The following is a 21516-nucleotide window of genomic DNA, read 5'->3' as shown; positions in this document are numbered from 1 at the left end:
GCCCGGCACAGGACAAGCGTATCCATGTCCAGCATTTCCCCTCACATCCGCACTGCCATCCTTCGCCCCGGGTCCACCCGAAAGTGCCCTACCCCGCAGCGGTTCGAGCCTCGGAACACCGTCCGATGCATCGGCGTCCCGGAGTTCCGCACGAAGCTCGTTCGCGATGCGGCTTGCCTTCTTGACGTCGACATGGACGTCATCTCGTGGTCGTGCGGACCTGACCCGGTCGACGTCCAAGGAACCGTGGTGCAGCCCGATCTCAGGGTCCTTCGAGGTGGCGGCACCGAACACATTTTCGTTCTCGACGATGATCAGGAGCCACCGTTCCCGCCGAACGAGAACCGGGACGGGCCTTCGGCCCTTCGCGTCCTGCACCGTTCCGAACTAGAGGGCGACCGCCTCGAGAACGCGAAAGAGATCCTCCGCTATGCGCGCTGGCGCGTCCCTCTCTCCGATCGGATCCGTCTCCTGGCGGCCCTCGACTCGGAGAGCTCTCTGACCCTCGCTGAGTGTCTCTCTCTCGGTCGACCGGGGTGCGATGCCATAGCGATAGTGGCCGCACTCGCGCTGCACCGTTTCGTCGTCATCGATCTCGACAGCGGTCGCATCGGTCCGGAGACCCGGATCACGCGCCACCGCGGCTGACGCCTTCATCCCAAGTTCCCAATTCCATCTGTCGCGCACCTTCGTGCGTGCGAACGAGGACTCACGTCCATGACCATCATCGTCACCGAAACGGGTGAACTCCTGAACCTCGACATCCACCTCGATCGCCTTCGTCGGCTTCTGGTCGATCTCGAACGCATCGCCTCCACAGGATCGCCCAAGCCCGTCTCACTCCGGAAGGCGCCCGTCTTGAACGACTGGACCGTGACCACTCGGCCGACGCCCTGCCTCGCGGGCACCTTCTCCGGTCACCCGAGAATCGGCGATCAAGCCGTTGGGATCACGTCGGATCTCTGGGTCCATGCCCCCCATCACGGCTTCGCACGCACGGTGAGCCGCTATTATCGACTGGGCACCCCCGCCTCGGACGTGGGAACGGCGCTATGAGGCGACCGCTCTACATGGTCGACGCCCGCGACCTTCGAGAACGGAATCGTGACGGCAGGAAGCTGCTCTCGGCAGCCGTCGTCACGAGCGCCTTTCGCCGTGCTGGCCTCCACCACATTCTGTTCGGACATCCCGGCGTCGTAGCGCTGACGGGCGTTCATCCGGAAGAGGTGGAAATCATTTCCGAGGCTATCCGACTTAAGATGCGACGGGACTACCGCGTCGCGGGTAAACGGGCGAGCGAGGTTCACGTTCACGACTGGACGAAGCACGACCCCAAGCGAGCCTCCAAGGCGAGACCATTTCTCGTCTCGAACGCCCAGGCGGAATCCAGGGAGGTGGTCCTGTTCCGGAACCGGGACGACGTTCCCCCGCTGTTCGAGACGGTCGCTGACGGGATCGTCGAGATCATCCGCCCCGGCGTCGAAACCGTTCGCGCCGCGTTCGTTGAGCGGTTCGGTCGGATCCCGAGCGAACGCGATCTGAGCGCAGCCTTCGAACTGCCGCTTCATCTGCTCGAAGCCGCGTTCCGCCGGGGTTCATCGGTCGAGCAGGTCATGGGAGCGGTCAGGAGGTTCGGCGCACTCGCGGAGCCGCGAGAGTCGGCCGTTTCGAAAGCCCGGAACGCAGATCGAGAGAATGGACCGTCATTGGACGACCTTCACGGCCTCGGCGAAGCCGCCGAGTGGGGACGCTCGCTCGCGGAGGACTTGCTCGACTACCAGGCTGGTCGGATCGGCTGGCGGGAAGTCGACCGCGGCGTCCTGGTGTACGGCCCGCCTGGGACCGGAAAGACGACGTTCGCGCTTGCATTGGCGCGAACGTGTTCGCTGCCGATCCACGTGCACTCGCTCGCCGCTTGGCAAGCCGCAGGTCACCTGAACGACCTGCTCAAACAGATGCGGAAGGCGTTCGCTGACGCGAAGGCGTCGACGCCGTCCATTCTGTTCGTCGACGAACTCGATTCCTTCGGAGATCGTCAACGCCTGTCCGGTCACAACGCCCAATACAGTCGGGAGGTCATCAACGGCTTCCTCGAATGCCTCGACGGTGCCGCAGACCGGGAGGGTGTTGTCGTGGTCGGGGCGACGAACTATCCCCACCTCATCGACCCGGCCATCAGGAGACCGGGTCGTCTCGACAAGCAAATCGAGATTCCCCTTCCGGACGCGGCGACCCGCGCCGAGATCCTGCGGTACCATCTCGGGAGCCTTCTGCCGGACGCCGATCTGAGCGAGATCGCCGATCAGTTGGAGGGTTCGTCCGGTGCCGCGCTCGAACAGGTCGTCAGGGAGGCGAAACGCCGGGCTCGGAAAGACAACCGTCGTGCGATGCGGATGTCGGACCTCGAGGACTCGCTTCCTCACGCGATCGCCATCTCCGAGGACGCATTCTGGCGCGGTTGCGTGCACGAGGCCGGACATTGGATCGTCGGGCGGAAGCTCGCGATGGAGTCCGGCATGGTGCCGAAGCAGGCACGCGTCTTCCGGAAGGTGCGCGATGGGGCGCGGGGCACGACGACATTTGAACGGGACCAGGGATTCGATCGAACGAAGGAGAGCCATCTCGCCGAGATCGTCGTCATGCTGGCGGGCGCGGCCGCGGAGGACGTCATCCTTGGGTCTCGCGGCGACGGAAGCGGCGGACGCATCGGCAGCGACCTCCAGATGGCGACCGCCATCGCAACGCAGGTGGAGGTGTCGTTCGGACTGGGCGACGATCTCGTCTACATTCTCGACGGAACGACCACCCATTCGAGCGATCTGCTTTCGATCGATCCACTCCTGAAGCGACGTGTGGCGGTGATTCTGTCGGAGTGTCTCGAGCGCGCTCGATCCGAAGTTCGATCCAGACGTCGCGAGGTCGAGAAATGTGCTCAGGCTTTGCGCGAGTTCGGTGGCTTAGATAGCGAGCACGTACGGGAAAGATCGGAAAACTTTTCCGTTTTGTCGAGGTCGTCGAGGTAACCGTTCTCGAACGCCGTATCATCATGAACGAAAGAGAACACGGAATGAAGAATGCCTTCTTCACGAGAGGTCAGCGACGAGACCGTCACGGCGGGACTGCGTTTGGATAGGCTCCCGTTAGCATTCCTGTGGAAAACCGCAGTTCACACGGCACGTCGCGATGCTCCAGGACAGAGGCCGAAGGCCTCGGCTTCCCGCTCCCGCCATTGGGTGTCAGGAGGCGTTGAGCATGTCGATCGTCGCCAACCGCTTCGTACATCCCCGACATTGGCCGCAGGAGTACGGCCCCGAGTGGCAGGAGAACGTTAGGCCGAGCAGCTCCCGTGGCAGGGACGACTGCCTGATGAGCTCGACGGGATCCATGTCTCGTGCGGGCGCCCGGACGCGCACGCCGCCCTCCTGCACCGAAAGGGTGTGGTCGATCGCGTCGAGGAACGGCGCCTTGCTGTCCGCGTGGGTGTCGCTGCCGACGGCGCCGATCACGATCTCTGCGAGACCGTCGGCAACATACCGCATGGCTGCCAGGGTGATCAGCATCTGGTTTCGGTACGGCCACCACTCGGGGCCGCTGGCGAGGTCAGAGGCGTCGCGTCCGGCCATCTCCCCGGACCCCAGCGCAGACATGTCAACGCGCAGGACCTCATGCCTCAGCCCGAGCGCCGCCGCGAGGGCGGCCGACGCCCGAATCTCGCCTGCGGCCGGACGCTGGCCGTAGTCGACCGTTAAGCAGATGTCGGGCGACACGTCGGCGGCGAGCGCGGAGGAGTCGAGACCGCCGGAGAGCAAGAGGACGCGCATGGCGCGGTCTGCCGTTAGGTTCCGCGCCGCGGGCCGTTCGATAGGTCAGCGCGGTTGTGTCGCCGCTGTTCCCGTCGCGCGGCAACGATCCCCGGCATGAACCTCCGGTCGTCTCGCTGGCTATCCTCGTCCGAAATCAAGTGATGGAGCGATCGATACCCTTCATCGCGCGGCCGTTCGCTTTCGTCGATGGAGTAGCCGATCGATACATCCAGGGGAGCCGCCGTGGCGAACGACACACTTTCCCGCAGTTCGTCGATGGCACCTTGATCCGCCAGCAGGCTGACCAGGCCGAACCGCTTCGTCGGTACATTGTCTAAGCACCAGAGCAACGCCGTCATGGCAATGGCAGGGTTGAACAAGGAGGTCTGCACCAGGATAGCCATGGTCACTTCCTCCACCGCCTCGTCGCGATAGTCCTGCAAGACCCCGTACGCCGATGGCGCCTGTCCCGGCGGCGGTCGGACGCCTTCCAGCCAGTGGCAACCCACCCAGGCCCGGTAGCCGCGCTCTTCCAGCGCTTCGACCAAACCGCTGCCTACCCCCTCGATCTCGAAGGGGCGCCCAACGACGGCAATCGTTCCGCCGCCGGGCATCGCCTCCAACTTGAGGTGATCGAACGCCTGCCTGCCTAGGGCGCGAAGCGTGTCGATCGGCGGTCCGGGCTCTTCCAACGAGAGGGGCGCCTTCATCCAGCCCGAAACCGCCGACGCGTTAGCTCCAAGTCGCATCATATGTCTCCAGCAAATCAACGAACGCTTCGACGGTGCGTGGACCCTTCGCAACCAGCAATCGCTCGAACTGGCCGTAAGTCGCGTCGTCCAAGAACGGATGCCGTCCCCGGAGGCCCTCCTGATCCCAGAAGCAGAGGCGCCGCCCCCTCGGTTCCACCCTCAGTTCGTCGATGCCGTTCACCGCGTCTCGAGCCTCAGTGCTCATCGTGATCCACTGCTGAAGGCTTCGAAGCTTTCCTTGGCTGAGATGAACCGCCTCTTCATAAAGGTCTTTGGTCGTACCTACCCCTTCGAGGTCATGCCATGCGCTTGCGAGAGCCGAGCACGCGGCCACGAGATCCGTTTTGTCGTTTGGCCTCTCGAGGAAGTAGCCGAGCGTCGCGGACAGGCCGGGATCGACCCATGCATTCTTAGGGATCTTCACGGGAGCGACATGCATGACAGCAACAGCTTCCAGGTCCAATGGCTTGCTGTCCCGAAGTGCGTCGGCGACGTCCTGGCGCGACAGTATCAGAACGAGCGACAGCGCTCCGGGATAACCCTCAAGGAGGGCCGCTTGGCTACGGAAGTCGCCAGCGAGGGATTTTTCGTTCCTGCCCCATTCCTCCTCCTTGACGTCCTTTATCTGAACGAACCGTGAACAGTCATCCGAGAGGATCGACAGGTCGTCTACGAAGCCCAGGGGCTGGTACACGAACGTCGCACATTCGTCCGGGCATCCTTGGCCAAACCATCCCATCGCCTCCTCGAGCAACGTCACCACGGCCACGAACGTCTCGAACCTGTATCCCTTCAGCGCGTTGTCGCCGCCTTCGCGCTTGCGCCTTGCCCGCTTCGCTGCGGCCACTCCAAGGCGTTCGACGATCGCCGTGTACTCGTCTGGTACGCTCATCGATGCCGTTCCCCCGAACTGCTCCACACCGCCCTGTACGCCGCCGTCGCCACGTCCCCGACGACCTCGCACCCCGTTCCCGAGAACATGGTCAGGTCTCCCTCCATTACGTTCTCGGCCAGCATGACGACGGGAATGCCGTTGGCCCGTGCGTGCCCGACCTCGAACAGCGTACCTGGATCGCGCCCGTCCATAACCGCCAGCACCGCGTCGCAGGACTCGAGCCCGGCGAGGTCATCGGTTGCGATGCCCGACGCCATGCCGCCCATGCCGACCTCGTGGAAGGGCGAGAACGGCGTCGCCCCGAGCGCGGCGGTCGCCTGGACGAGCTGCTCGACGAGCCAGAGCTGGGAGGTGGTGAAGAACGGCGCGGCGATGTAGATCCTTCCCGGCCGCCCGTCCGTCGGCAGGGCCGCCCGGTGCGCCAGTTCGGCGCGCGACCCCGCAGCGATGCTCCGTGTCTCGACGTAAACGGACACCGCGCGCGAGGCGAGGTCGGCCGCCTCGACGGGATCGGCCCCCTCCCGCATCCAGCAGTGCGAGAACACCCCGGTGAACACGTCGCCCGATCCGATCTTCATGACGCGCTCGGACCGGTAGGGCGGGACGCGCACGGGCGCGGCGCCGCGGCGCGCGACGAGGGCCCCGGCGGTGGCGCCCTTCACGACGACTGCGTCCGCGACGGACAGCAGCGCCGCGGCCGCATCGTCGGGCGAATCCTCGCCGGACAGGTTTCGTGCCTCGCCTTCGTTCAGCACGAGCGCCAGGCTGTCTGCCGTCGATCCGTTCGCACCGAACGGAACGGTCGCGCCGACGCCCTGCGGATCGTGGACGGCGCGCCGCGCACGTACCCGGGCCTCGCACTCCAGCATCCCGAAGCGTACGACGTCGTCCCCATCTACAAGGAGTTCCGGCGTGAAGGCTGGCATGCCGTTCAGCAGGACCGGCGTCGCCATGGGGTGCGCGTAGACGAAGGCGACCTCGTCGTCGATCGGCATCAGGTCGCAGTCGACGCCCATTGAAGCGAAGGTAGCCCGCGCGTCCTCGATCCAGCCATGGTGGGCGTAGGACACGAGCCGCACGCCGCTCCCCCTGTGGCCAGCGGCGCATGCTGCGCGACCGCCTGATCCGTACACCCGATCCCAGCGGGCGGAGTCGCAGATCTCCCGGTAGGTGCCGCCAGCGACGATCACGGTGCCGCCGTACGGGTGACGAGGACGTTGCAGGTGTTCGCCGTCTTAACCGTGACCGTCGCCGCGTAGACGTTGCCGTCGCCGATGCAGCGGAGCAGCATTGCGAGGCCGGGGAAACCCGACAGGGACCCGACGATCCCGCCGGACGGCGCGACGACGACGACCACGTCGTAGCCGCCCTGTCGGTTCAACGTGACCGCACAGTCCGTGCCCATCGCCACGAGCGCGAGCACGACGGGATCAACGCTCTCGAGGTCCACGGCGAAGCGCAAGGCGCAGGCGTCCGCCCCGGACCCTCCGATGCCCGAGCCTCCGGGTCGGGGCAATCCGCCCGAACGAGTTCCAAGTCCGCCGCCGCCGCTCCCGCCCATGTCGCCCTCCACCGGATTTCTTCCTTTCGAGAGCCCTAGCACGCGGCAGAGTTGAAGCGCCACTTGTCGGCCCGCCGTGCCGGCGTTCGTCTCCTACCGCCGCATCTCCCGCCAGATCACGGCGTCGAGGAGCGAGGGGCGCACGCCGATCGCGGCGGCGAACGCGAGAAAGCGGTTCTCAAGCGCGTCGTAGTCGCCCGGCAAGGTCGCGTTCGCGGGGAAGAGATTCATCGCGAAGCCTGCGCGCAGTACGTGGATGTCGAGGATGGCGACGTCGTCCGCGCCCATCCAGTTGCGCGCGATCCAGGAGGCGGTTTTCGGGCCGATTCCCGGGACTTCCATGAGAGCGTCTCGAAAGCGGCGCGGGGTGTCAGTCGGCGGCGGCGAGTCCTCGATCGCCCGCAGCGCTTGCGCGAGCCTACCCGACCGCTGCCGCGGGAAGCGGTAGCGGACGGTACGGGCGCCCACTTCCAACGGGGTGGACAGCACGGCCTCGACCTCCGCCGCCGCCGGGCGCCGGCCGGGATCGAGGAGCCCTCGACCGAGGCATGCGGCGTAGGCGGCCTCGTTTACCTCCATGCGGATCCCGAACCCACCGAGAAGGCAGAACGCGACCTCGTGATGCAGGGGGCTGTCGTCCCTGCGGACGTAGTCGTCGGCAGGGTCCTCGGTCGCGGCCAACATGGACCAGTAGGCCGGGCTACCTACCCATCCGCTCCGGCCCCACGCGACCCCGGGGACGACCTCCGCGTCCGGCGAACGTCGCTCGCGGGCGGTCGCGCGGGGCGCGGGCGTCTCTGTCTCGTGGGTCGTCATCGCGTGTCGCTCGTGGAGCATCGGGCCGTCCCTTCTTATTCGCCGGATAAGGCATGCTGATCCGGGTGCGGGGCTTGCGCCACGCCCTGCGGCCCGCGCGCCATTCCTGTGGACTGGTGCTGCGGGTAGAGACGGCGACGCCGCCCTTCGGTTGCCTCCGCGGAGGCTGCCCGATAGGACTCGGTTCTACGTAGCAAGGATTCGCCATGGCCAAGCTCACATGGACCAAGCTCCTCAGCGAAACGCGGCTGCCCCCGCCGGAGAAGGCGAGGGAAAAGGCGACCGGGAGCCCCGCGGAGGGCGAGCGGGTCGCCGACGTGGTCCCCGTCGCCCAGCACCGCACGGCCGCCGAGCGCGATCACGACCGGATCCTTTTTGCGACACCCACGCGCAGGCTGGGCGACAAGACACAGGTCTTCCCGCTGGAGCGCAACGAATCCGTCCGCACACGCCTGACCCACAGCCACGAAGTCTCGAACCTCGCCCGGTCCTGTGGAACCAGCCTCGTCTACGGTCCTCTCTGGAAGCGCATCGCCGAGGACCTTCCTAAGACCGAGGAGGCACACGACAATGCCCGGCGGTCGATCCCGGCCATGCTGGCGGCGGTCGGCCTCGCGCACGACATCGGCAATCCGCCTTTCGGCCACCAGGGCGAGAACGCCATCCGTCAATGGATCAAGGACAACGAGTACCGAATCTTCAGCGTCGATCCTGTCGAACGCAAGCGACTAGGCGACGAGCGCGCCCGGGCTATCGAGGTCGACCTGCACAAGCTCAGCGATCGGCACCAGAAGGACTTCCATCAGTTTGAGGGCAACGCCCAAACCCTGAGAACACTGTCGCGGCTCCAGGTCGTCAAGGACGGCCGCGGCCTGAACCTGAGCTTCGGCACACTCGCGGCTCTCTTGAAATACACCGTTGGTTCGACCGACGCCTTAAAAAAGCATGACAACGCCTCGCGCCGGAAGGTGGGCATCTACGCTTCGGAAGACGCTCTGGTAGCGGAAGTCTGGAAGGAGACGGGACTGAGGACAGGCGTCCGGCACCCGCTGACGTTCCTCATGGAGGCCTGCGACGACATCGCATACTCGATCATCGACGCAGAGGATGCGATCAAGAAGGGGATCGTCTCATTCGCTGATCTCGTAGCGTTCATAAGAGCCCACAGGTTTGCTGAAGACCCTTTGGTGGCTAAGCTCGTCGCCGCGGTGGAGCTCGCGTGCGTCTTACCCGACGGGGTCAAGCTCCCTCCGTCTGAACTCGACGACGTCTCAATGCAGCTCTTCCGGACGCACGCGATCGGCGTCATGGTGAGCGCGGTGCTGCGCAGGTTCGAGACCGGGTATGACGAGATTATGGAAGGGAAGTTCGAGGCGCCGCTCGTCGACACCAGCGAGGCGTTCAAGCTTTGCGAAATGCTCAAGGAGTTCGATCGCCTCTACGCCTATCGTAACCGACAGGTCCTCGAGATCGAGCTGCGAGGCTTCAACACGCTGCAAGGGCTCATGACGTTCCTGTGGAGGGGCATCACGGAGCGCGAGGATTTTTCGAAGCCCGCGTCCGACCGGATTTCGCCGTTCTCGCGCTACGCCTACGGACGCATAAGCGAGAACTACAAACGCGTGTTCGAGGGACGCACCGGGGACGGGAAGTGCGACGAGACGCTGCCCATGCGGTACAGGGAACTCCAACTACTTACCGACATGGTGGCAGGCATGACCGACCAGTACGCTATGGACCTATACAAAGAGTTGAGCGAGTTCCATGTCGGCGCATCCGCACTCTGACGAGAATCTACTAAGGCGTCGCGCCGCCTATTTCTTCACGACCGATCGCCGCGGGCGGCGGGAAGTGCGGGACTTCGCCGCGTCGCTCTCGATGATGGGCGAGTGCGCCGTCGTCGGCGGCATGCTCCGCGACCTCTGCCTCGGCGGCCACAGGGCCTTCCGTTCGGACGTCGACTTCGTCGCAGACGTGGAAGACCTTCCGGCGTTCGACCGCGCTATGGAGCGTCTTGGCGCGACGGTGAACCGCTTCGGCGGCTACGGCGTCAAGCTTTCCCAGTGGCAGGTCGACGTGTGGCCGCTCCAAAGGACCTGGGCCAAGTGCGAGCGTTACGCCGAGGTCAGGTGCATCGATGACGTCCTGAACACCACGTTCTTTGACTGGGACGCCGTCCTCTACTACCCCTCTACGGGCAGGGTCGCCGCCAAGGAGTGCTACTTCGGGCGACTGCGGGACCGCTTGATCGATGTGAACCTCCAGCCGAATCCGAACCCCGTTGGGAACGCGGTGCGCGCCCTGCGCTACGCATGCAGGTGGAACGCCCGCTTAGCCCCGAAGCTCGCCGAGCATGTCGGGCGGCAGGTGCGGGCCTGCGGCTGGGAGGCGCTCGTCCTCGCCGAGAAACGGTCCTTCCGCACGAGATACTTGCACACGCTGGATGCCGGGGAAGTCAGGCTGCGTCTGGCCGCGACCGCTGACGGCGGGGCGGTGGAGATCGTCCCTTCTGAGCGACTGCGGCGCGTAAAGGCTGCGTCCAAGAGGTTGCCTGCAACCGAAGGCTCGCGTCGACGAGTTCGCGCGGTTTCCTAAGCGAGCCACCTCCGAACCGATGAAGGCGTTATGCTTCGGCAAGGCCCGGCAGATTGGAGTTCGAACTCATCTGTGGGGATCCGTCCAAAGGCCAGCTTGCCGGCTCACAAAAATGTGACCTCCTATGCGAGGGCGTCCGGGTTTGCGATTCCCTTCGTTGAGCCGCGCAGAACGCTGGCTTTTCAGAATGTCGCGCAACCCGGGGCAGATAGACCGCTCAGCACTTCGATTGTCCGTCCCGGGTCTTGTAACGAGTCCGTACGATATCCGGGAAACCTATTCACGCGCGGGGCGTATCCGGACGGCGACCGTTCCATCTGCCAACGCCAGAAACTCGGCTCCCGCTCGTTCGAGTTCCAATCGAAGCTTGTCCAGGTTTCGGGATCTAGGCACCCGGGTTCCGGTTTCGAAATCGTTCAGTAGGTTTCGCCCGACGCCCGACAGACGGCACAGCTCACCCTGGGACAATCCCAGCATAACCCGGGCGCCCCGACATGACACACCGTCGATCTTAGGGGCAGATCCCACAACAGATGGGACTGTCGTTGACGACGTATCGCCCCTCTCCTCCGTGCGATTTCGTATTGACTCAAAACCAAACAAAATGATTGGTTTCCTCAACAGCAGGCAAGCACAGATAACAGGAATGACGTCGGCAGCTTCGGCTCGTCGACGGCGGTAGACGCATTGTATTGAGTAAGGTCCCGTTCAATGCCCAGTTTCCAGTCCTCGCGCGAGAACGCGCAGCTTAGCGAGTCCTTCTGGCGTCACGCCCGAACTTCAGCCGCACCCCCGCATAGTGCATGAACGGTGCACCGACGTCACTCATGTAGCAGGCGAATTCTGATCTCGCGGCCCTCTCTTCGCATCGACAGTCATCGCCTCGCCGCGGCTACCGACGTCTGCGTTATGTCGAATGAGACGTCGTGACCGTCGCCCGATACCTCCGTCTGGGCGGTCCCATTCTCAAAACCAGCACAAGGAACTCGTCGTCGACCGCACGAACGCTCGAACGCTCGAACGCTCGAACGACAACGCCCCGCCCTTTCCGAAATCTAACAGGAAACCGTGATGCGAGACGAAATGTGCATGAACAGATCGATCGACGTCCATCGTTCCGGAGGGCTACTGGACTCACCGCCACGGTACGCCTGCTCTAACGATCCGGGGGTCCACGGTAGCATCGACACGCCCATGAGAACATCGCCACTGTTCCTCATCGACACCAACGTTGTGTCGGAACTCGGCAAACCTTGCGCCAATCCCAATATCGTTTTGTGGATCGAGGGGGCACCGATGGGATCGCTCGCGATCTCTTGGAGTACGGTGTTCGAACTCCAGTACGGTGTAGAGAGCGCACGTAACGCTGGTTCGAACAAGGCGGACGCCTATGAGCATGCCTTGAGCGATCTCATTGAAGACCCGAGGTTCCAGATGCTGTACCCGACAACCGAGGCCGCAAGAACCCGGGCTCGAATGCACGCGACGCCGGCGCTCAAAAACTTCGTGCTCGCCCATCCAGGATCCAAGAAGCAAGCTACAGGAGAAGATCTCACAATTGCGGCGACCGCCATCGCCGCAGGAGCGGTCATCGTCACCTCGAATGTTCGCGACTTTATGGAAATCGACCGATACTTCCGCTTGCCAGGCCTCATAGAGCCGAACAGTGGAGAATGGGTCATTTCACCAGCCGGGATGGCTTCGATTGCAGGGACCCGATCCGACGACCCAACTGAAGGAAGCTCACCAATCGTCTGTCGATCGCCCTTCACATCATCACAGACTTACGGTTTGCAGCCAAAAGCTTGAAGCTCATCGATATCTTTGGCAGGACCGCGAACAGCTTAGGCTAACCTGCTCTGGAAACGACGGAAAGCGTCGACCATTTAGAAATGCCTTGAGCGTGCCTGGTCCGAAGTTCGGTCTATGCGCCGCTAAGTCGACGAATGCGCCCTTCGTCTACGCGGTTCCGGCCGCTTCGACGGTCGACGCAGGATTCATGTCTCGGAAACCATCTCGGAAGGCAGGACTCGCTGACGCCGCGAATCCTGGTAAAGGGCTCCCCATGACCGATCGAATCTACATATCGCCCTTCGGCGCGCGGCAGGACCGCGGTGCAGGCATGCACGCCGCTGGGACGACGGTCCTCACGGCGTAGCGCCGACACCCCTTCCGAACCGCAAGTCGCAAGATCGACCGGGTTGCCAAGCCAACCCCGGCGGGATGGACTCTTCGGGTCTCTCACAATTGAAGACGGAACGCTAACGCGTCCCCGTTCTAGCTAGACGGATCCACCGTCACGCTCACCACCGTCCGCAATCCCGCGGGCGGCCCCTCGGATCGGCGAAGCCCGTCCCGAGACACAAGGAGGCATACCGAATGACGAACACGTTCAAGACGAGCGCCTCCCGGCAGTTCGACGCCGCGCACCGCGCCGCGCATACGACCCCTCTCCGCATAGTTGGCTGATCCGGCGGACGTCCGTCCGCCGACAACGCCACGTCCGTCGCCGTTCGTGCGCGGATTCACCGAAGCCGATTGGCAGTTTCGGAACAGGGGAGCTTTGTCCAATGTCCAAAACCAAACCGCGTAACTTCATCCATCATCGGGATCGGGTCGGACCGCCGTCCTTCGCCTTCCGCAATTCCTCTCGGCCGACGTCCAGCGACGATCACCGGGGCACCCTTCCGATCGCGGACTTCGCGGTGGAACCGAACGGCTTCCGGTATTGCAGCTTCCCAATCCTCGACGACGACGTCGACGAGACTGTGAACGGCTTCCCGTCGGAGGTCGTCAGGGCCTGCGTTAGTGGACTCCGCCTGACCTGCATCACCAAGGAACGAAAGCCGCTGGCGACTTCGCCGGCTCGCCCTCAGACCGTTCGCTACTGTCTCAAAAGGCAGGTGGCGACGACGACGATGCTCCGGCTCGACACCCTCGCCCCCAGCCTTGACCGGGTTTCCCCCCGCTGCGCCCTCTCGAACCCCTCGCTCATAGCCGGCTGACGTCCCGGCGGGCCTTACGTCCGCGCCGTCCAGCAGGTGGCCGTCCCCCTCCGGGGTCCGGTCGGTAGCCCGATGTCATTCCGGCATCGGTGAGCGAGAGGTCACGCCAGTGAGCGAGAAACACATCATTCAGCACCTGCACGAGCGCCGTCTCGGCATCAGCTCGTACGACAAGCCTATGCCCGAGGTCCCGATCTACCTTGCGCCGGACCGGACCACGGCCGGCCGCTACGAGAACCTCGACGGCCTGCCGATCGAGAACCTCCTTCCGGGCGAGTTCGACCGGGAGAAGATCGTCTGGTTCGGCTGCGAACCGACGTTGGCATCGCGCAACCCTGCCCGCCGGACGAAACGCTCCTTCCGCATCCGAATGAACGATCTCGCTGAAAACCGGGAGAAGGTGACGGAGTCGAACATCGAGTTCGGGTTCCTGCGGATCAAGCGCGCGGAAATTCCTCGCGGCCGGATCTTCGACCAGCCGCCGGCCCGCCGATACATCCATCCGGACGGCTCGAAACGCTCGCACACCTTCGACTTCCTCGTCGAGGAGCTGGACGGTTCGGTCATCGCCTATGCCGTGCGGCCCTCCAAGAAGGTCGACGAGGACCTCGTCACTGCCATCAAGTGCATCCGCGAGCAGAGCCTTGAGGGTTTCGCCGATGCAGCGATCATCGTCACCGAGAGCTTCGTCACGAAGGCCCGTGTGCACAACGCCGACGAAATCCTCGACGCGCGTGAGCATCGCAACGCGTCGGACGTTGCCCTTGCCGCCGAGTTCGTGGAGCGCATCCGCGGCGGTGTGATGCTGGACGACCTGGTCGAGGCGTTGCGCCTCGGCCCGCGGGGAAGAACCGCCCTCATCTGCCTCATCGACGACGGCATCCTCGACTTCGTCCGTCGCGAGCGCCTCGGTGCTGCAACGCTGCTCCGTCCTGCCCTTCCCCCTTCCGCCATCATCTGAACCAAGGAGACCGATCATGAACGCGATCACCAAAATTGAAACGGCAGTGCCCATCTACGACATTGCGCCCCGGAGCCAGTTGATCATCGACGGCGTCGAGTACGCCTATGCCGAACGCCTCGCCGCAGGTCACAAGATCACCCGGGTGGACGACCTCAAGTTCTGCGAGACGCTGACGCACGAGCACCTCGACCACCTCATCCAAACGGACGCGATCCGCATCAACGAAGGCTTCTTTACGGAGGTCAAGGCAGCGGTCCGCCTCGCTAAGGGCAAGCACAAGACATTCAGCGACCTGACGAAGCCGCAGGCGAAGGTCGTCCTTAATAAGAAGGCGTGGTGCGACGCTTTCCTTCGCCTGGAACAGACGGACCGCAGCATCCGACGGTCGGACGCGAAGTTGGCGCTGGCCATCAAGCGCATCGCGGCTCAATTCGAGGCCGAGGCGGAAGACGCGGACAGACGTCGTCGTCAGGAGAATGGCGAGAAGAAGAAGCGCGGCGGGTCCCTCACCGTTAAGATCACCTCGCCAAGCGAGGTGCAGCTTCGGCGCTGGGTGAGGCGATACGAAAAAGGCGGCTTCGAGATCGACACCCTCGTGAACCAGTACAATGGACCTGGAAAGAAGCGCTCGACGCTGTGCTCGGTGTCATACACGCTGCATGCAAAGTTCGCGACGGGCTACGCCAGCAGAAACAAGCCCTCAAAGCAGCACCAGTTCAGCCTGCTGAACACTGAGTTGGACAAGGTGGACGCGGAGCGCGCTCTGAAGGGCGAACCGCCACTCCGTCGCCTGAAACGCCGGGCGTTCGAGAAGATGATCGACGCACTCGATCCGTTCTTCGTGGACCTCGGACGTCTCGGTCCCGAGGTGGCACTGCGTCGTTGGGGCATCGTCACGACGGGCCTCGACGTCGAGAAGCCGTTCGAACGTCTTGAGATGGACGAATGGATGGTCAGCCTGATGAAGATCATGGTCGACGCCGGGGTTTGGGGTCTTCTCGATGAGGAAACCCGCGCACTGGTCGAGCGCAAGCGCCTCTGGCTTTCGGTTGCGATCGATGCCCGCACGCGCATGATCGTCGCAATGCGCTTCCTCGAAGGCGCGCCGTGCACCGAGAGCGCGTTGTCGACAATCGAACTTGCCATGACCGACAAGTCGCGGATCGCCGGACATGTGGGAGCAAGCCGGACCTACCTGCACGCCAAACCGCGCTCGGTCGCGATGGACAATGCCACGTACTTCACTACCGATGCCGTTATTGGCTCGTTGGTGCAGCTCAACATCAACCCTGTCTTCCCTCCGGCCGGGCTTGCCGAGATGCGGGCGCGGATCGAACGCGTTTTCGGCACACTTAAGACGAAGATCGCGGCTTTCTTTACCGGGCAGACGTTCTCCAACATCGTCGAGAAGGGGAAATACGACGCACAGGCGAACGCGTCGATCAACGTCGACGAACTGAACCGCCTGTTTCTCGTCGGCGTCCTGGATCTCTACCATCACCACCCGCACGAAGGCCTGGGAGGAGAGACCCCTTACGATTGCATGCGCCGTCTGAGCGGCGTCTACGGCCTGCCGCTTCCCCCCGACCGTGACGTGATGCGACACGTCATGGGCATCGTATGCGAACGTCGAATTGGCGAAGAGGGTGTCCGCTTCCTCGGTATCCGCTTCCAGTCCCAGGCTCTTCAGATCCTGCGGCGCGAGATGGGCCAGAAGCCTGTCGAGATCCGTATCGATCGCTGGGACCTGTCCAGCATCTCGGTGCGCACGAAGAAGGGCGGTTGGATCGTCTGCAACGCCCGCTTCAGCGGGCTCGAAAACGTCAGCGTCTGGCAATGGACCGAGGCGGTGCGCGACCTTCGCGAACGTAACCAACACCTGGCGAGCCTTTCCCGCCATCACGTGCTGGGCGCCGTTCGAACGCTCAGCGAAGCTGCGGCTGCGGCCATCGAGCGGGCGGAGATCGCGAACCCGATCCTCACGGCAAAAACGTTCGATCGCTGGGAGAAGGCACTCTTCCAGTCGTTCGCGTTCGCCGACGACGGGGCTTACGGCGAGGACCTGCAACTTCCGAAGGAACTCGCCCGTCAAGCTGAGATCATCCAGATCGCTGCGGACGGCGTGGTCATTGCGGACCCCGATACTGGTGAGATCCTCGACGACGACAGCGCCTTCGGCACTGAAAACGAATGGTCGTCCAATTGATGAAGGGTACGCAAGGCATGGACCAAAGCAGCGATTTTTTCCCGGGCGATCTCGAGACCGTCGACGCCGATCTCGCCAGCCGGATGGACGAGCAGTCCACCCGGCTGGCGGCACGCATGGCCGCCATCAATGCCCGCTACCTGGCGACAAAGCGGGATGTGGACATCGAGGCTGAGCTGAAGCTCCTCATCGGCAACGCATCTGTGGCCATGGCGGGATACCAGATCGAGCGCCGTTGCCTCGCCATCATCGGCGAGACCGGGGCTGGGAAATCCCGCAGCATCGGGAGGGCGATCGCTGGACGCCCCGAATTCCTCCCTCGCGTCACCGGAATGACGGAGACGGCGCCCATCGTCTTCATCAAGGCACCGCGACCATCCAACCTTCAGGTCATCGCCTACGAACTCTTGGAGAAGCTTCAGTACCCTCTTGAACGGGAACTGAAGCCTGCGGCAGCCTGGCGGATGGTGCGCCGCCAGTTGAAGGTCCGGAAGGTTCGGTTCATCCACATCGATGAAGCCCAGCATATGTTGAACATGCGCGATCACGACGCGATGCAGGAGCTTTCCGACGCCCTCAAGATGGTGATGGAGGACGACTGGCCAGTGAACCTTATCCTGACCGGGATGCCCGAACTGGGCGACTTTCTCTCGATCTACAGGCAGGTAGCCCGCCGCAGCCACAAGATCCATCTGAAAAATCTCGTTTCGTCGCGTGATGGGAAACTGATCTCCTGGATTGTTAAGACAATCGTCGAGCAGCATGCCGAGATGACGTTCGCGTTCGAGTACGACGACGTTTTCCTTGCGAGGCTCTGCCACGCCGCGAACAGGCAACTGGGTGCCCTGACTCAGATCGTGCGCGGCGCCGTCGAACGAGCGCTCATCGACAACGCAGACGCCAAGGAAGTGACGCATGGCCACTTCGTCCGTTCCTACGAGGTGTTCTCCGGATGCCAGCCCGAAGAGAACATCCTGTCTGCCCGCGGATGGGAGAGCATCGAACCCATGAACGCGCTCTTGCGCGAGCAAGAGGCGGCACATGTCCGGTTGATGCAGGCACTCGCGGAACGCGGACGCGATCTTCGAGGACGGCGCCGCCGGCGCAAGGCGGAGGTAGGGGCTTGATGCGCGCACTTAGGATCACTGTGCCCCTCCACGAGGGCGAAACCCCTGTCAGCTTCGCCTCGCGCCTCGCGCAGGCCAACGGACGCGACCGCGTCCGCGACTTCGCTCTGGATGTCGGCCTGAACTTCGGGGGCATCGTTGCCGGTCGCCCTTCCGCACTTACCCGCCTTGCCGAAATGGGCCGCTGCTCGATGGCAGCGCTCGCGAACTGGGCCGCCGTGACCGACAACGACCGCACGAACCTTAGAGGCGAAGACCTCGGTTGGCGCACGCTGAGGCGTAGCCGAGTCTTCGCCTGCCCGTCCTGCCTTATCACCGATATGGGCGACGAGAACCTCGAGCCGGAGGTCCGAGCGTGGGGACGAGCTATCTGGCAGGTTCCTGCCCTCCGCACATGCCGGATCCACGGTCAGGAACTGGTCGAGATCGCACACGCCGACGATCCCACATCCCTGCACGACTTCGCCGCCCTTGCGCTTTCGCGGTCTGGCGACCTCGCGGACCTCGATGCAGCAAGCGAGCGTCGGGCGCCGTCTGCCTTCGAGGATTACGTGCACGATCGGCTCTCGTCGAGACGGTCGGGGGCCGAATTCTTGGATGGGCTACCCCTTTACGCCGTGATGCGGCTGTCCGAGAATCTCGGGGCCGTGCTTGCGTTCGGGAGCAAGGTCCGCCTCGACGACCTCGGCGAGGGCGATCTGCACGAAGCGGGTAAGCGCGGGTTCACCTCGGCGTCCTCTGGCGAGGCCGGGATCCGTACGGCGCTCACAGAGCTACAAAAGGCGTTCTTCAACGGCACGGCCGACTGGGGTCCAAAAGCGATGTTCGGGCGGTTCTACGAGTGGCTGGCACACGAGAACGTGGACCCTGTCTACGATCCGGTTCGCGACATGGTCGTGCGTCACGTCGTGGAGACCATGCCCGTCGGTCCCGGGGAAACCATCCTCGGCCGCCAGGTTGCCGATCGTCGGGTTCATTCCCTTCACTCGGCATCGATCGAGTATGGACTGCATCCCAAGCGCTTGCGCAAGCTTCTCGTAGCCGACGGGCTGATCAGACAGAAGGACGCGGCGCGTACGGACGAACGCGTCCTCTTTCAGGTCGAGGCTGTATCCTCGCGCCTCGCTAGTCTCTCAGATACTTTCTCGCTGATCCGAGCCGGGCAGTACCTGAACGCGCCACGGCCGCATGAACGACTGCTCTTCAACGCCGGGTTCATTCAGCCGGTCGTCATCGGCGGCACTGATATCCTGAAGGACCACGCCATCCGACGGGCCGACCTTGACGACTTCATGTCGAGGCTCACGGCGTCTGCCCGAGCTGGGCTTGGGGGCGGCTTGCCGATCCCGGCGGCGGCCAAGCGAGCGAATTGTTCCGCTATGGAAATCGTGCGCCTGCTACTCGAAGGCCGGCTGGCGACCGTCGGCGTCGATGGCAACACACGGGGCTACATGTCCGTCCTCGTTGACGCCGACGAAGTGAAAGCGCTTGTTCGCCGCGAGGACCATGGCGGACTTTCCCTTCGCGCCGTCGAGAAGAGGATGGGCTGGTCTACCAGGGTTGTGACGTCGCTCATCGACCATGGCTTTTTGCCTTGCACCGTCGCTGTGAACCCGGTGAACAGATGCCCGCAACGGGTGGTGATGGAATCCGATCTCGTTACGTTCGACGAATCCTTTGTGTCACTTCATTCATTGGCGAAGGAGCGCAAGGTCTATTTCAAGAAACTGAAGGCAGAAATGATTGCCCGCGGCGTTGAGCCGGATCCGGCTTTCGCCGACGTTCCGGCTACCTTCTACCGACGCGCCGACATTGGTGATCCACCGACTTAGGCTTCGCCATCTTCAGATCAGACATGCCTTAGCCCCGCTTTCGAGCGGGGTTTTTTGTTGCCGATATTCGCGTAGGCTGTCCTTGAACTGCGACACAGGTAACGTGCCACACCCCTTTTTCAACGTGCGTATTTTTCGCTGAAGCCAGCGTTTTCAGTAGCTTGAATGGCGAACTGAGGCAAACCAAAGTGCCGCGGATACCATGCCACCACGCAAGACGGTCCGCGAGGTCATCCGGCAGATCGAAGACGACGGATGGCGTCAGGTTGCGCAACGCGGCAGCCACCGCCAATATAGACATGATGAAAAGCCCGGCCGGGTCACCGTCGCAGGCAAGCCCTCCGACGACGTCTCACCAGGCACACTGAACAGCATCCTCAAGCAAGCCGGCCTGAAAGGCGACTGACATGCGTTACGCCGTAGTGATCGAAAAGGCTGGCAGCAACTACTCCGCCTACGTCCCCGACCTCCCCGGCTGCATCGCAACCGGCGCAACCGTCGAGGAGACAGAGACCGAAATCCGCAACGCGATCCGCTTTCATCTGGATGGGATGCGGGAGGACGGGATCATGCCGCCGGAGGCAGTGGCCATCGCCAAAATTCTCGATCTCGAGATTCACGGATAGTCTTCCATAATTTCTTTACCATACCTCCTCGTTTAACTGCCCAGTTTCATCGAGGAATTTTCTAGTTTCTTCAGTTAACTTCTCCTCCCAACGATCGGGTAAATCAAAGATAATAGTCTTTCTGACTGAGATATTCTTCCCTTCATTCTCCGGACTCATTGCCAACTCATATGTTTCATCGAGGAATTCAGGCAACTGAGCGATCTGCCTGGCGGGTTTACCAAAGGCATCCATCAATAGTCTCTTTATCGGCTCAGCTTCTTCAGGCAAATTGGCAAAAACGACTTCCTCTTCATGTAAAACAATATTGGCGAGATTTTCTTCTAATAGAAGGCATGCGTCGTGAATTCGATCGATATCGCCTTCCTGCCCCGGCGGGCCGAGCGACGCGGTAATCTCGTCAAAAAGAGCGGCAAGCGGAGGGGTCAAATTGCCCATTATGCTGACACGGTCTCGAAGCCAATCCAGAACCTCCGTCTCACGCACACGAGAACGGGTTTTATACAACAGACCACGGCGCAAATGATCGAGTCTTTTAAAATGTTTTGCATTCAAATGCTTCAGAAGTTCCGAAGCAAGCCGAAACTCCCACATATCTGGTTTATCTTCTACAATACGTTGAATCTCTAGAGAATATGCTGAGAATTGAGAAAGTTCTGACTTAACCATATCGTATCTGAGCGCGTCACCTCGCGTACCTATTTCCTTCATAACTCGTCTTTCGTGACTCTCTCGCCAATGCAACAACAACTTCGCAGGAAATCTGCGTTCATCTTTGTCTATTAATCGATGACAATTCGTGCATAGCCAAATGCCGTTGGTAACAGAGCTACGTGTCGCATCCGTCATCGACGAATCATACCGCGCAGACTCAGGTCGTGCTCCGCGGATATGCGCAGCTTCGCCGATTGTGGTATATTTCATCGGATCAATATTTGGGCCGTCGGTCTGCACAAAACAGTCTGGATTTGCGCATCGACCGCGAGACCGTCTCATAAGAAGCTCGACGGTCGCCTTCTTAAAATCGGGACTTCCAGCCAATACAGCACCTCAACATTCGGTGAAATTCCGCATGTAACACTGATATCGTCGCATCATAATTGATGGAAATCAGCTGATACAAATTGGACACCTCGAAGAACCTCCCCTTTGATCGTGATTTATGATTTCCTTGGCCTGATCGAGATCGGGAGGATGGGATGCGTGGCCAGCCTGGGTTTTGGGATGTCGACGAGCGGTATGGCCGCCTGAGCGAGGCCGGCGATCCGCTCGAGAAGCTGAACGCGCTCGTTCCGTGGGAGGTCTTCAGGAAGCCACTTTCCAAGGCGCTGAAG

21 protein-coding genes and 1 pseudogene are annotated in these 21516 nt (G+C 62.6%); 13 read left to right on the top strand and 9 right to left on the bottom strand.

From position 1 onward, the window contains the following. Positions 1-24 precede the first annotated feature (24 nt). The 3 genes from ABRA89_RS18410 to ABRA89_RS18400 all read left to right on the top strand — a co-directional run bounded on the left by ABRA89_RS18410 (position 25) and on the right by ABRA89_RS18400 (position 3023). Positions 25-648, top strand: a complete 624-nt coding sequence (locus ABRA89_RS18410; RefSeq protein ID WP_349942959.1) for a hypothetical protein — start codon at positions 25-27, stop codon at positions 646-648. Between the two features lie 69 nt (positions 649-717). Further along, positions 718-1056 (top strand): DUF6634 family protein, encoded by a 339-nt coding sequence (locus ABRA89_RS18405; RefSeq protein WP_349942958.1) that lies wholly within the window; start codon positions 718-720, stop codon positions 1054-1056. Next, positions 1053-3023 (top strand): AAA family ATPase, encoded by a 1971-nt coding sequence (locus ABRA89_RS18400; protein WP_349942957.1) that lies wholly within the window; start codon positions 1053-1055, stop codon positions 3021-3023. The genes ABRA89_RS18405 and ABRA89_RS18400 overlap by 4 nt, the downstream gene beginning before the upstream one ends. Positions 3024-3236: 213 nt before the next feature. On the opposite strand, the gene ABRA89_RS18395 is transcribed toward ABRA89_RS18400, so the two are convergent. The 6 genes from ABRA89_RS18395 to ABRA89_RS18370 all read right to left on the bottom strand — a co-directional run bounded on the left by ABRA89_RS18395 (position 3237) and on the right by ABRA89_RS18370 (position 7827). Continuing rightward, the gene (locus ABRA89_RS18395; RefSeq protein WP_349942956.1) at positions 3237-3821 is read right to left on the bottom strand and encodes a 7-cyano-7-deazaguanine synthase; all 585 of its coding nucleotides are present in this window, start codon (positions 3819-3821) and stop codon (positions 3237-3239) included. Positions 3822-3835: 14 nt separating this feature from the next. After that, positions 3836-4513 (bottom strand): hypothetical protein, encoded by a 678-nt coding sequence (locus ABRA89_RS18390; RefSeq protein ID WP_349942955.1) that lies wholly within the window; start codon positions 4511-4513, stop codon positions 3836-3838. A gap of 22 nt (positions 4514-4535) precedes the next feature. Then, entirely contained in the window at positions 4536-5447 is a 912-nt protein-coding gene (locus tag ABRA89_RS18385) for a hypothetical protein (protein ID WP_349942954.1), read from the bottom strand. Then, a complete protein-coding gene (locus ABRA89_RS18380) occupies positions 5444-6529 on the bottom strand; it encodes a PfkB family carbohydrate kinase (protein ID WP_349942953.1) in 1086 nt (361 codons plus the stop codon). The genes ABRA89_RS18385 and ABRA89_RS18380 overlap by 4 nt, the downstream gene beginning before the upstream one ends. A 107-nt stretch (positions 6530-6636) precedes the next feature. Beyond that, the gene (locus ABRA89_RS18375) at positions 6637-7074 is read right to left on the bottom strand and encodes a hypothetical protein (protein WP_349942952.1); all 438 of its coding nucleotides are present in this window, start codon (positions 7072-7074) and stop codon (positions 6637-6639) included. A 30-nt stretch (positions 7075-7104) separates the two neighbouring features. Then, the gene (locus ABRA89_RS18370) at positions 7105-7827 is read right to left on the bottom strand and encodes an 8-oxoguanine DNA glycosylase (protein ID WP_349942951.1); all 723 of its coding nucleotides are present in this window, start codon (positions 7825-7827) and stop codon (positions 7105-7107) included. A gap of 206 nt (positions 7828-8033) precedes the next feature. Here ABRA89_RS18370 and dgt point away from each other — a divergent pair, with 206 nt between their 5' ends. Together dgt and ABRA89_RS18360 are read left to right on the top strand one after the other, a co-directional pair. Then, positions 8034-9614: a dGTP triphosphohydrolase gene (gene dgt / locus ABRA89_RS18365; RefSeq protein WP_349942950.1), complete on the top strand. Its 1581-nt coding sequence runs from the start codon at positions 8034-8036 to the stop codon at positions 9612-9614. After that, a complete protein-coding gene (locus tag ABRA89_RS18360; RefSeq protein WP_349942949.1) occupies positions 9592-10422 on the top strand; it encodes a hypothetical protein in 831 nt (276 codons plus the stop codon). Before dgt ends, ABRA89_RS18360 begins: the two co-directional genes overlap by 23 nt. 276 nt (positions 10423-10698) lie before the next feature. Here the strand turns inward: ABRA89_RS18360 and ABRA89_RS18355 are convergent, their stop codons facing one another. Then, on the bottom strand, positions 10699-10899 hold the full coding sequence (locus ABRA89_RS18355) for a helix-turn-helix domain-containing protein (protein WP_349942948.1): 201 nt from the start codon (positions 10897-10899) through the stop codon (positions 10699-10701). A 717-nt stretch (positions 10900-11616) separates the two neighbouring features. Between ABRA89_RS18355 and ABRA89_RS18350 the strand changes: the two genes are divergently transcribed. From ABRA89_RS18350 to ABRA89_RS18315, 8 genes are all read left to right on the top strand, one after another. Continuing rightward, complete coding sequence (locus ABRA89_RS18350) at positions 11617-12231, top strand: PIN domain-containing protein (protein ID WP_349942947.1); 615 nt, start codon at positions 11617-11619, stop codon at positions 12229-12231. A 761-nt stretch (positions 12232-12992) separates the two neighbouring features. Continuing rightward, complete coding sequence (locus ABRA89_RS18345; RefSeq protein WP_349942946.1) at positions 12993-13427, top strand: hypothetical protein; 435 nt, start codon at positions 12993-12995, stop codon at positions 13425-13427. A gap of 109 nt (positions 13428-13536) precedes the next feature. Continuing rightward, positions 13537-14388: a hypothetical protein gene (locus ABRA89_RS18340; protein ID WP_349942945.1), complete on the top strand. Its 852-nt coding sequence runs from the start codon at positions 13537-13539 to the stop codon at positions 14386-14388. A 16-nt stretch (positions 14389-14404) separates the two neighbouring features. Next, positions 14405-16597, top strand: a complete 2193-nt coding sequence (locus ABRA89_RS18335) for a Mu transposase C-terminal domain-containing protein (protein WP_349942944.1) — start codon at positions 14405-14407, stop codon at positions 16595-16597. 17 nt (positions 16598-16614) lie between these two features. After that, on the top strand, positions 16615-17724 hold the full coding sequence (locus ABRA89_RS18330) for an ATP-binding protein (protein WP_349942943.1): 1110 nt from the start codon (positions 16615-16617) through the stop codon (positions 17722-17724). Continuing rightward, a complete protein-coding gene (locus tag ABRA89_RS18325) occupies positions 17724-19556 on the top strand; it encodes a TniQ family protein (RefSeq protein ID WP_349942942.1) in 1833 nt (610 codons plus the stop codon). Before ABRA89_RS18330 ends, ABRA89_RS18325 begins: the two co-directional genes overlap by 1 nt. Before the next feature lie 202 nt (positions 19557-19758). After that, complete coding sequence (locus tag ABRA89_RS18320) at positions 19759-19962, top strand: type II toxin-antitoxin system HicA family toxin (RefSeq protein WP_349942941.1); 204 nt, start codon at positions 19759-19761, stop codon at positions 19960-19962. 1 nt (position 19963) lies between these two features. Next, positions 19964-20182, top strand: coding sequence for a type II toxin-antitoxin system HicB family antitoxin (locus ABRA89_RS18315; RefSeq protein ID WP_349942940.1), 219 nt, complete (start codon positions 19964-19966; stop codon positions 20180-20182). 15 nt (positions 20183-20197) lie between these two features. Here ABRA89_RS18315 and ABRA89_RS18310 read toward each other — a convergent pair whose 3' ends face one another. Then, the gene (locus ABRA89_RS18310; protein ID WP_349942968.1) at positions 20198-20893 is read right to left on the bottom strand and encodes a hypothetical protein; all 696 of its coding nucleotides are present in this window, start codon (positions 20891-20893) and stop codon (positions 20198-20200) included. A 75-nt stretch (positions 20894-20968) separates the two neighbouring features. Continuing rightward, a pseudogene (locus tag ABRA89_RS18305) lies at positions 20969-21106 on the bottom strand (HNH endonuclease); the annotation flags it as partial. Between the last annotated feature and the right edge of the window lie 410 nt (positions 21107-21516).

Origin of the sequence: Fulvimarina thalattae (assembly GCF_040239565.1) — a bacterium.
In the GTDB taxonomy this organism is placed as follows: Bacteria; Pseudomonadota; Alphaproteobacteria; order Rhizobiales; family Rhizobiaceae; genus Fulvimarina.
The sequence above is the reverse complement of the archived record's forward strand: the minus strand, read 5'-3'. Positions and strand labels throughout refer to the sequence as shown.

Excerpts from the sequence above, each read along its gene's own strand:
- ABRA89_RS18405 (WP_349942958.1), top strand. The coding sequence starts at position 718 with ATGACCATCATCGTCACCGAAACGGGTGAACTCCTGAACCTCGACATC.
- ABRA89_RS18360 (WP_349942949.1), top strand. The coding sequence starts at position 9,592 with ATGTCGGCGCATCCGCACTCTGACGAGAATCTACTAAGGCGTCGCGCC.
- ABRA89_RS18400 (WP_349942957.1), top strand. The coding sequence starts at position 1,053 with ATGAGGCGACCGCTCTACATGGTCGACGCCCGCGACCTTCGAGAACGG.
- ABRA89_RS18390 (WP_349942955.1), bottom strand. The coding sequence starts at position 4,513 with ATGAAGGCGCCCCTCTCGTTGGAAGAGCCCGGACCGCCGATCGACACG.
- ABRA89_RS18320 (WP_349942941.1), top strand. The coding sequence starts at position 19,759 with ATGCCACCACGCAAGACGGTCCGCGAGGTCATCCGGCAGATCGAAGAC.
- ABRA89_RS18310 (WP_349942968.1), bottom strand. The coding sequence starts at position 20,893 with ATGAAGGAAATAGGTACGCGAGGTGACGCGCTCAGATACGATATGGTT.
- ABRA89_RS18350 (WP_349942947.1), top strand. The coding sequence starts at position 11,617 with ATGAGAACATCGCCACTGTTCCTCATCGACACCAACGTTGTGTCGGAA.
- ABRA89_RS18330 (WP_349942943.1), top strand. The coding sequence starts at position 16,615 with ATGGACCAAAGCAGCGATTTTTTCCCGGGCGATCTCGAGACCGTCGAC.
- ABRA89_RS18410 (WP_349942959.1), top strand. The coding sequence starts at position 25 with ATGTCCAGCATTTCCCCTCACATCCGCACTGCCATCCTTCGCCCCGGG.
- ABRA89_RS18395 (WP_349942956.1), bottom strand. The coding sequence starts at position 3,821 with ATGCGCGTCCTCTTGCTCTCCGGCGGTCTCGACTCCTCCGCGCTCGCC.
- ABRA89_RS18345 (WP_349942946.1), top strand. The coding sequence starts at position 12,993 with ATGTCCAAAACCAAACCGCGTAACTTCATCCATCATCGGGATCGGGTC.
- ABRA89_RS18325 (WP_349942942.1), top strand. The coding sequence starts at position 17,724 with ATGCGCGCACTTAGGATCACTGTGCCCCTCCACGAGGGCGAAACCCCT.
- ABRA89_RS18315 (WP_349942940.1), top strand. The coding sequence starts at position 19,964 with ATGCGTTACGCCGTAGTGATCGAAAAGGCTGGCAGCAACTACTCCGCC.
- ABRA89_RS18385 (WP_349942954.1), bottom strand. The coding sequence starts at position 5,447 with ATGAGCGTACCAGACGAGTACACGGCGATCGTCGAACGCCTTGGAGTG.
- dgt (WP_349942950.1), top strand. The coding sequence starts at position 8,034 with ATGGCCAAGCTCACATGGACCAAGCTCCTCAGCGAAACGCGGCTGCCC.
- ABRA89_RS18370 (WP_349942951.1), bottom strand. The coding sequence starts at position 7,827 with ATGACGACCCACGAGACAGAGACGCCCGCGCCCCGCGCGACCGCCCGC.
- ABRA89_RS18355 (WP_349942948.1), bottom strand. The coding sequence starts at position 10,899 with ATGCTGGGATTGTCCCAGGGTGAGCTGTGCCGTCTGTCGGGCGTCGGG.
- ABRA89_RS18335 (WP_349942944.1), top strand. The coding sequence starts at position 14,405 with ATGAACGCGATCACCAAAATTGAAACGGCAGTGCCCATCTACGACATT.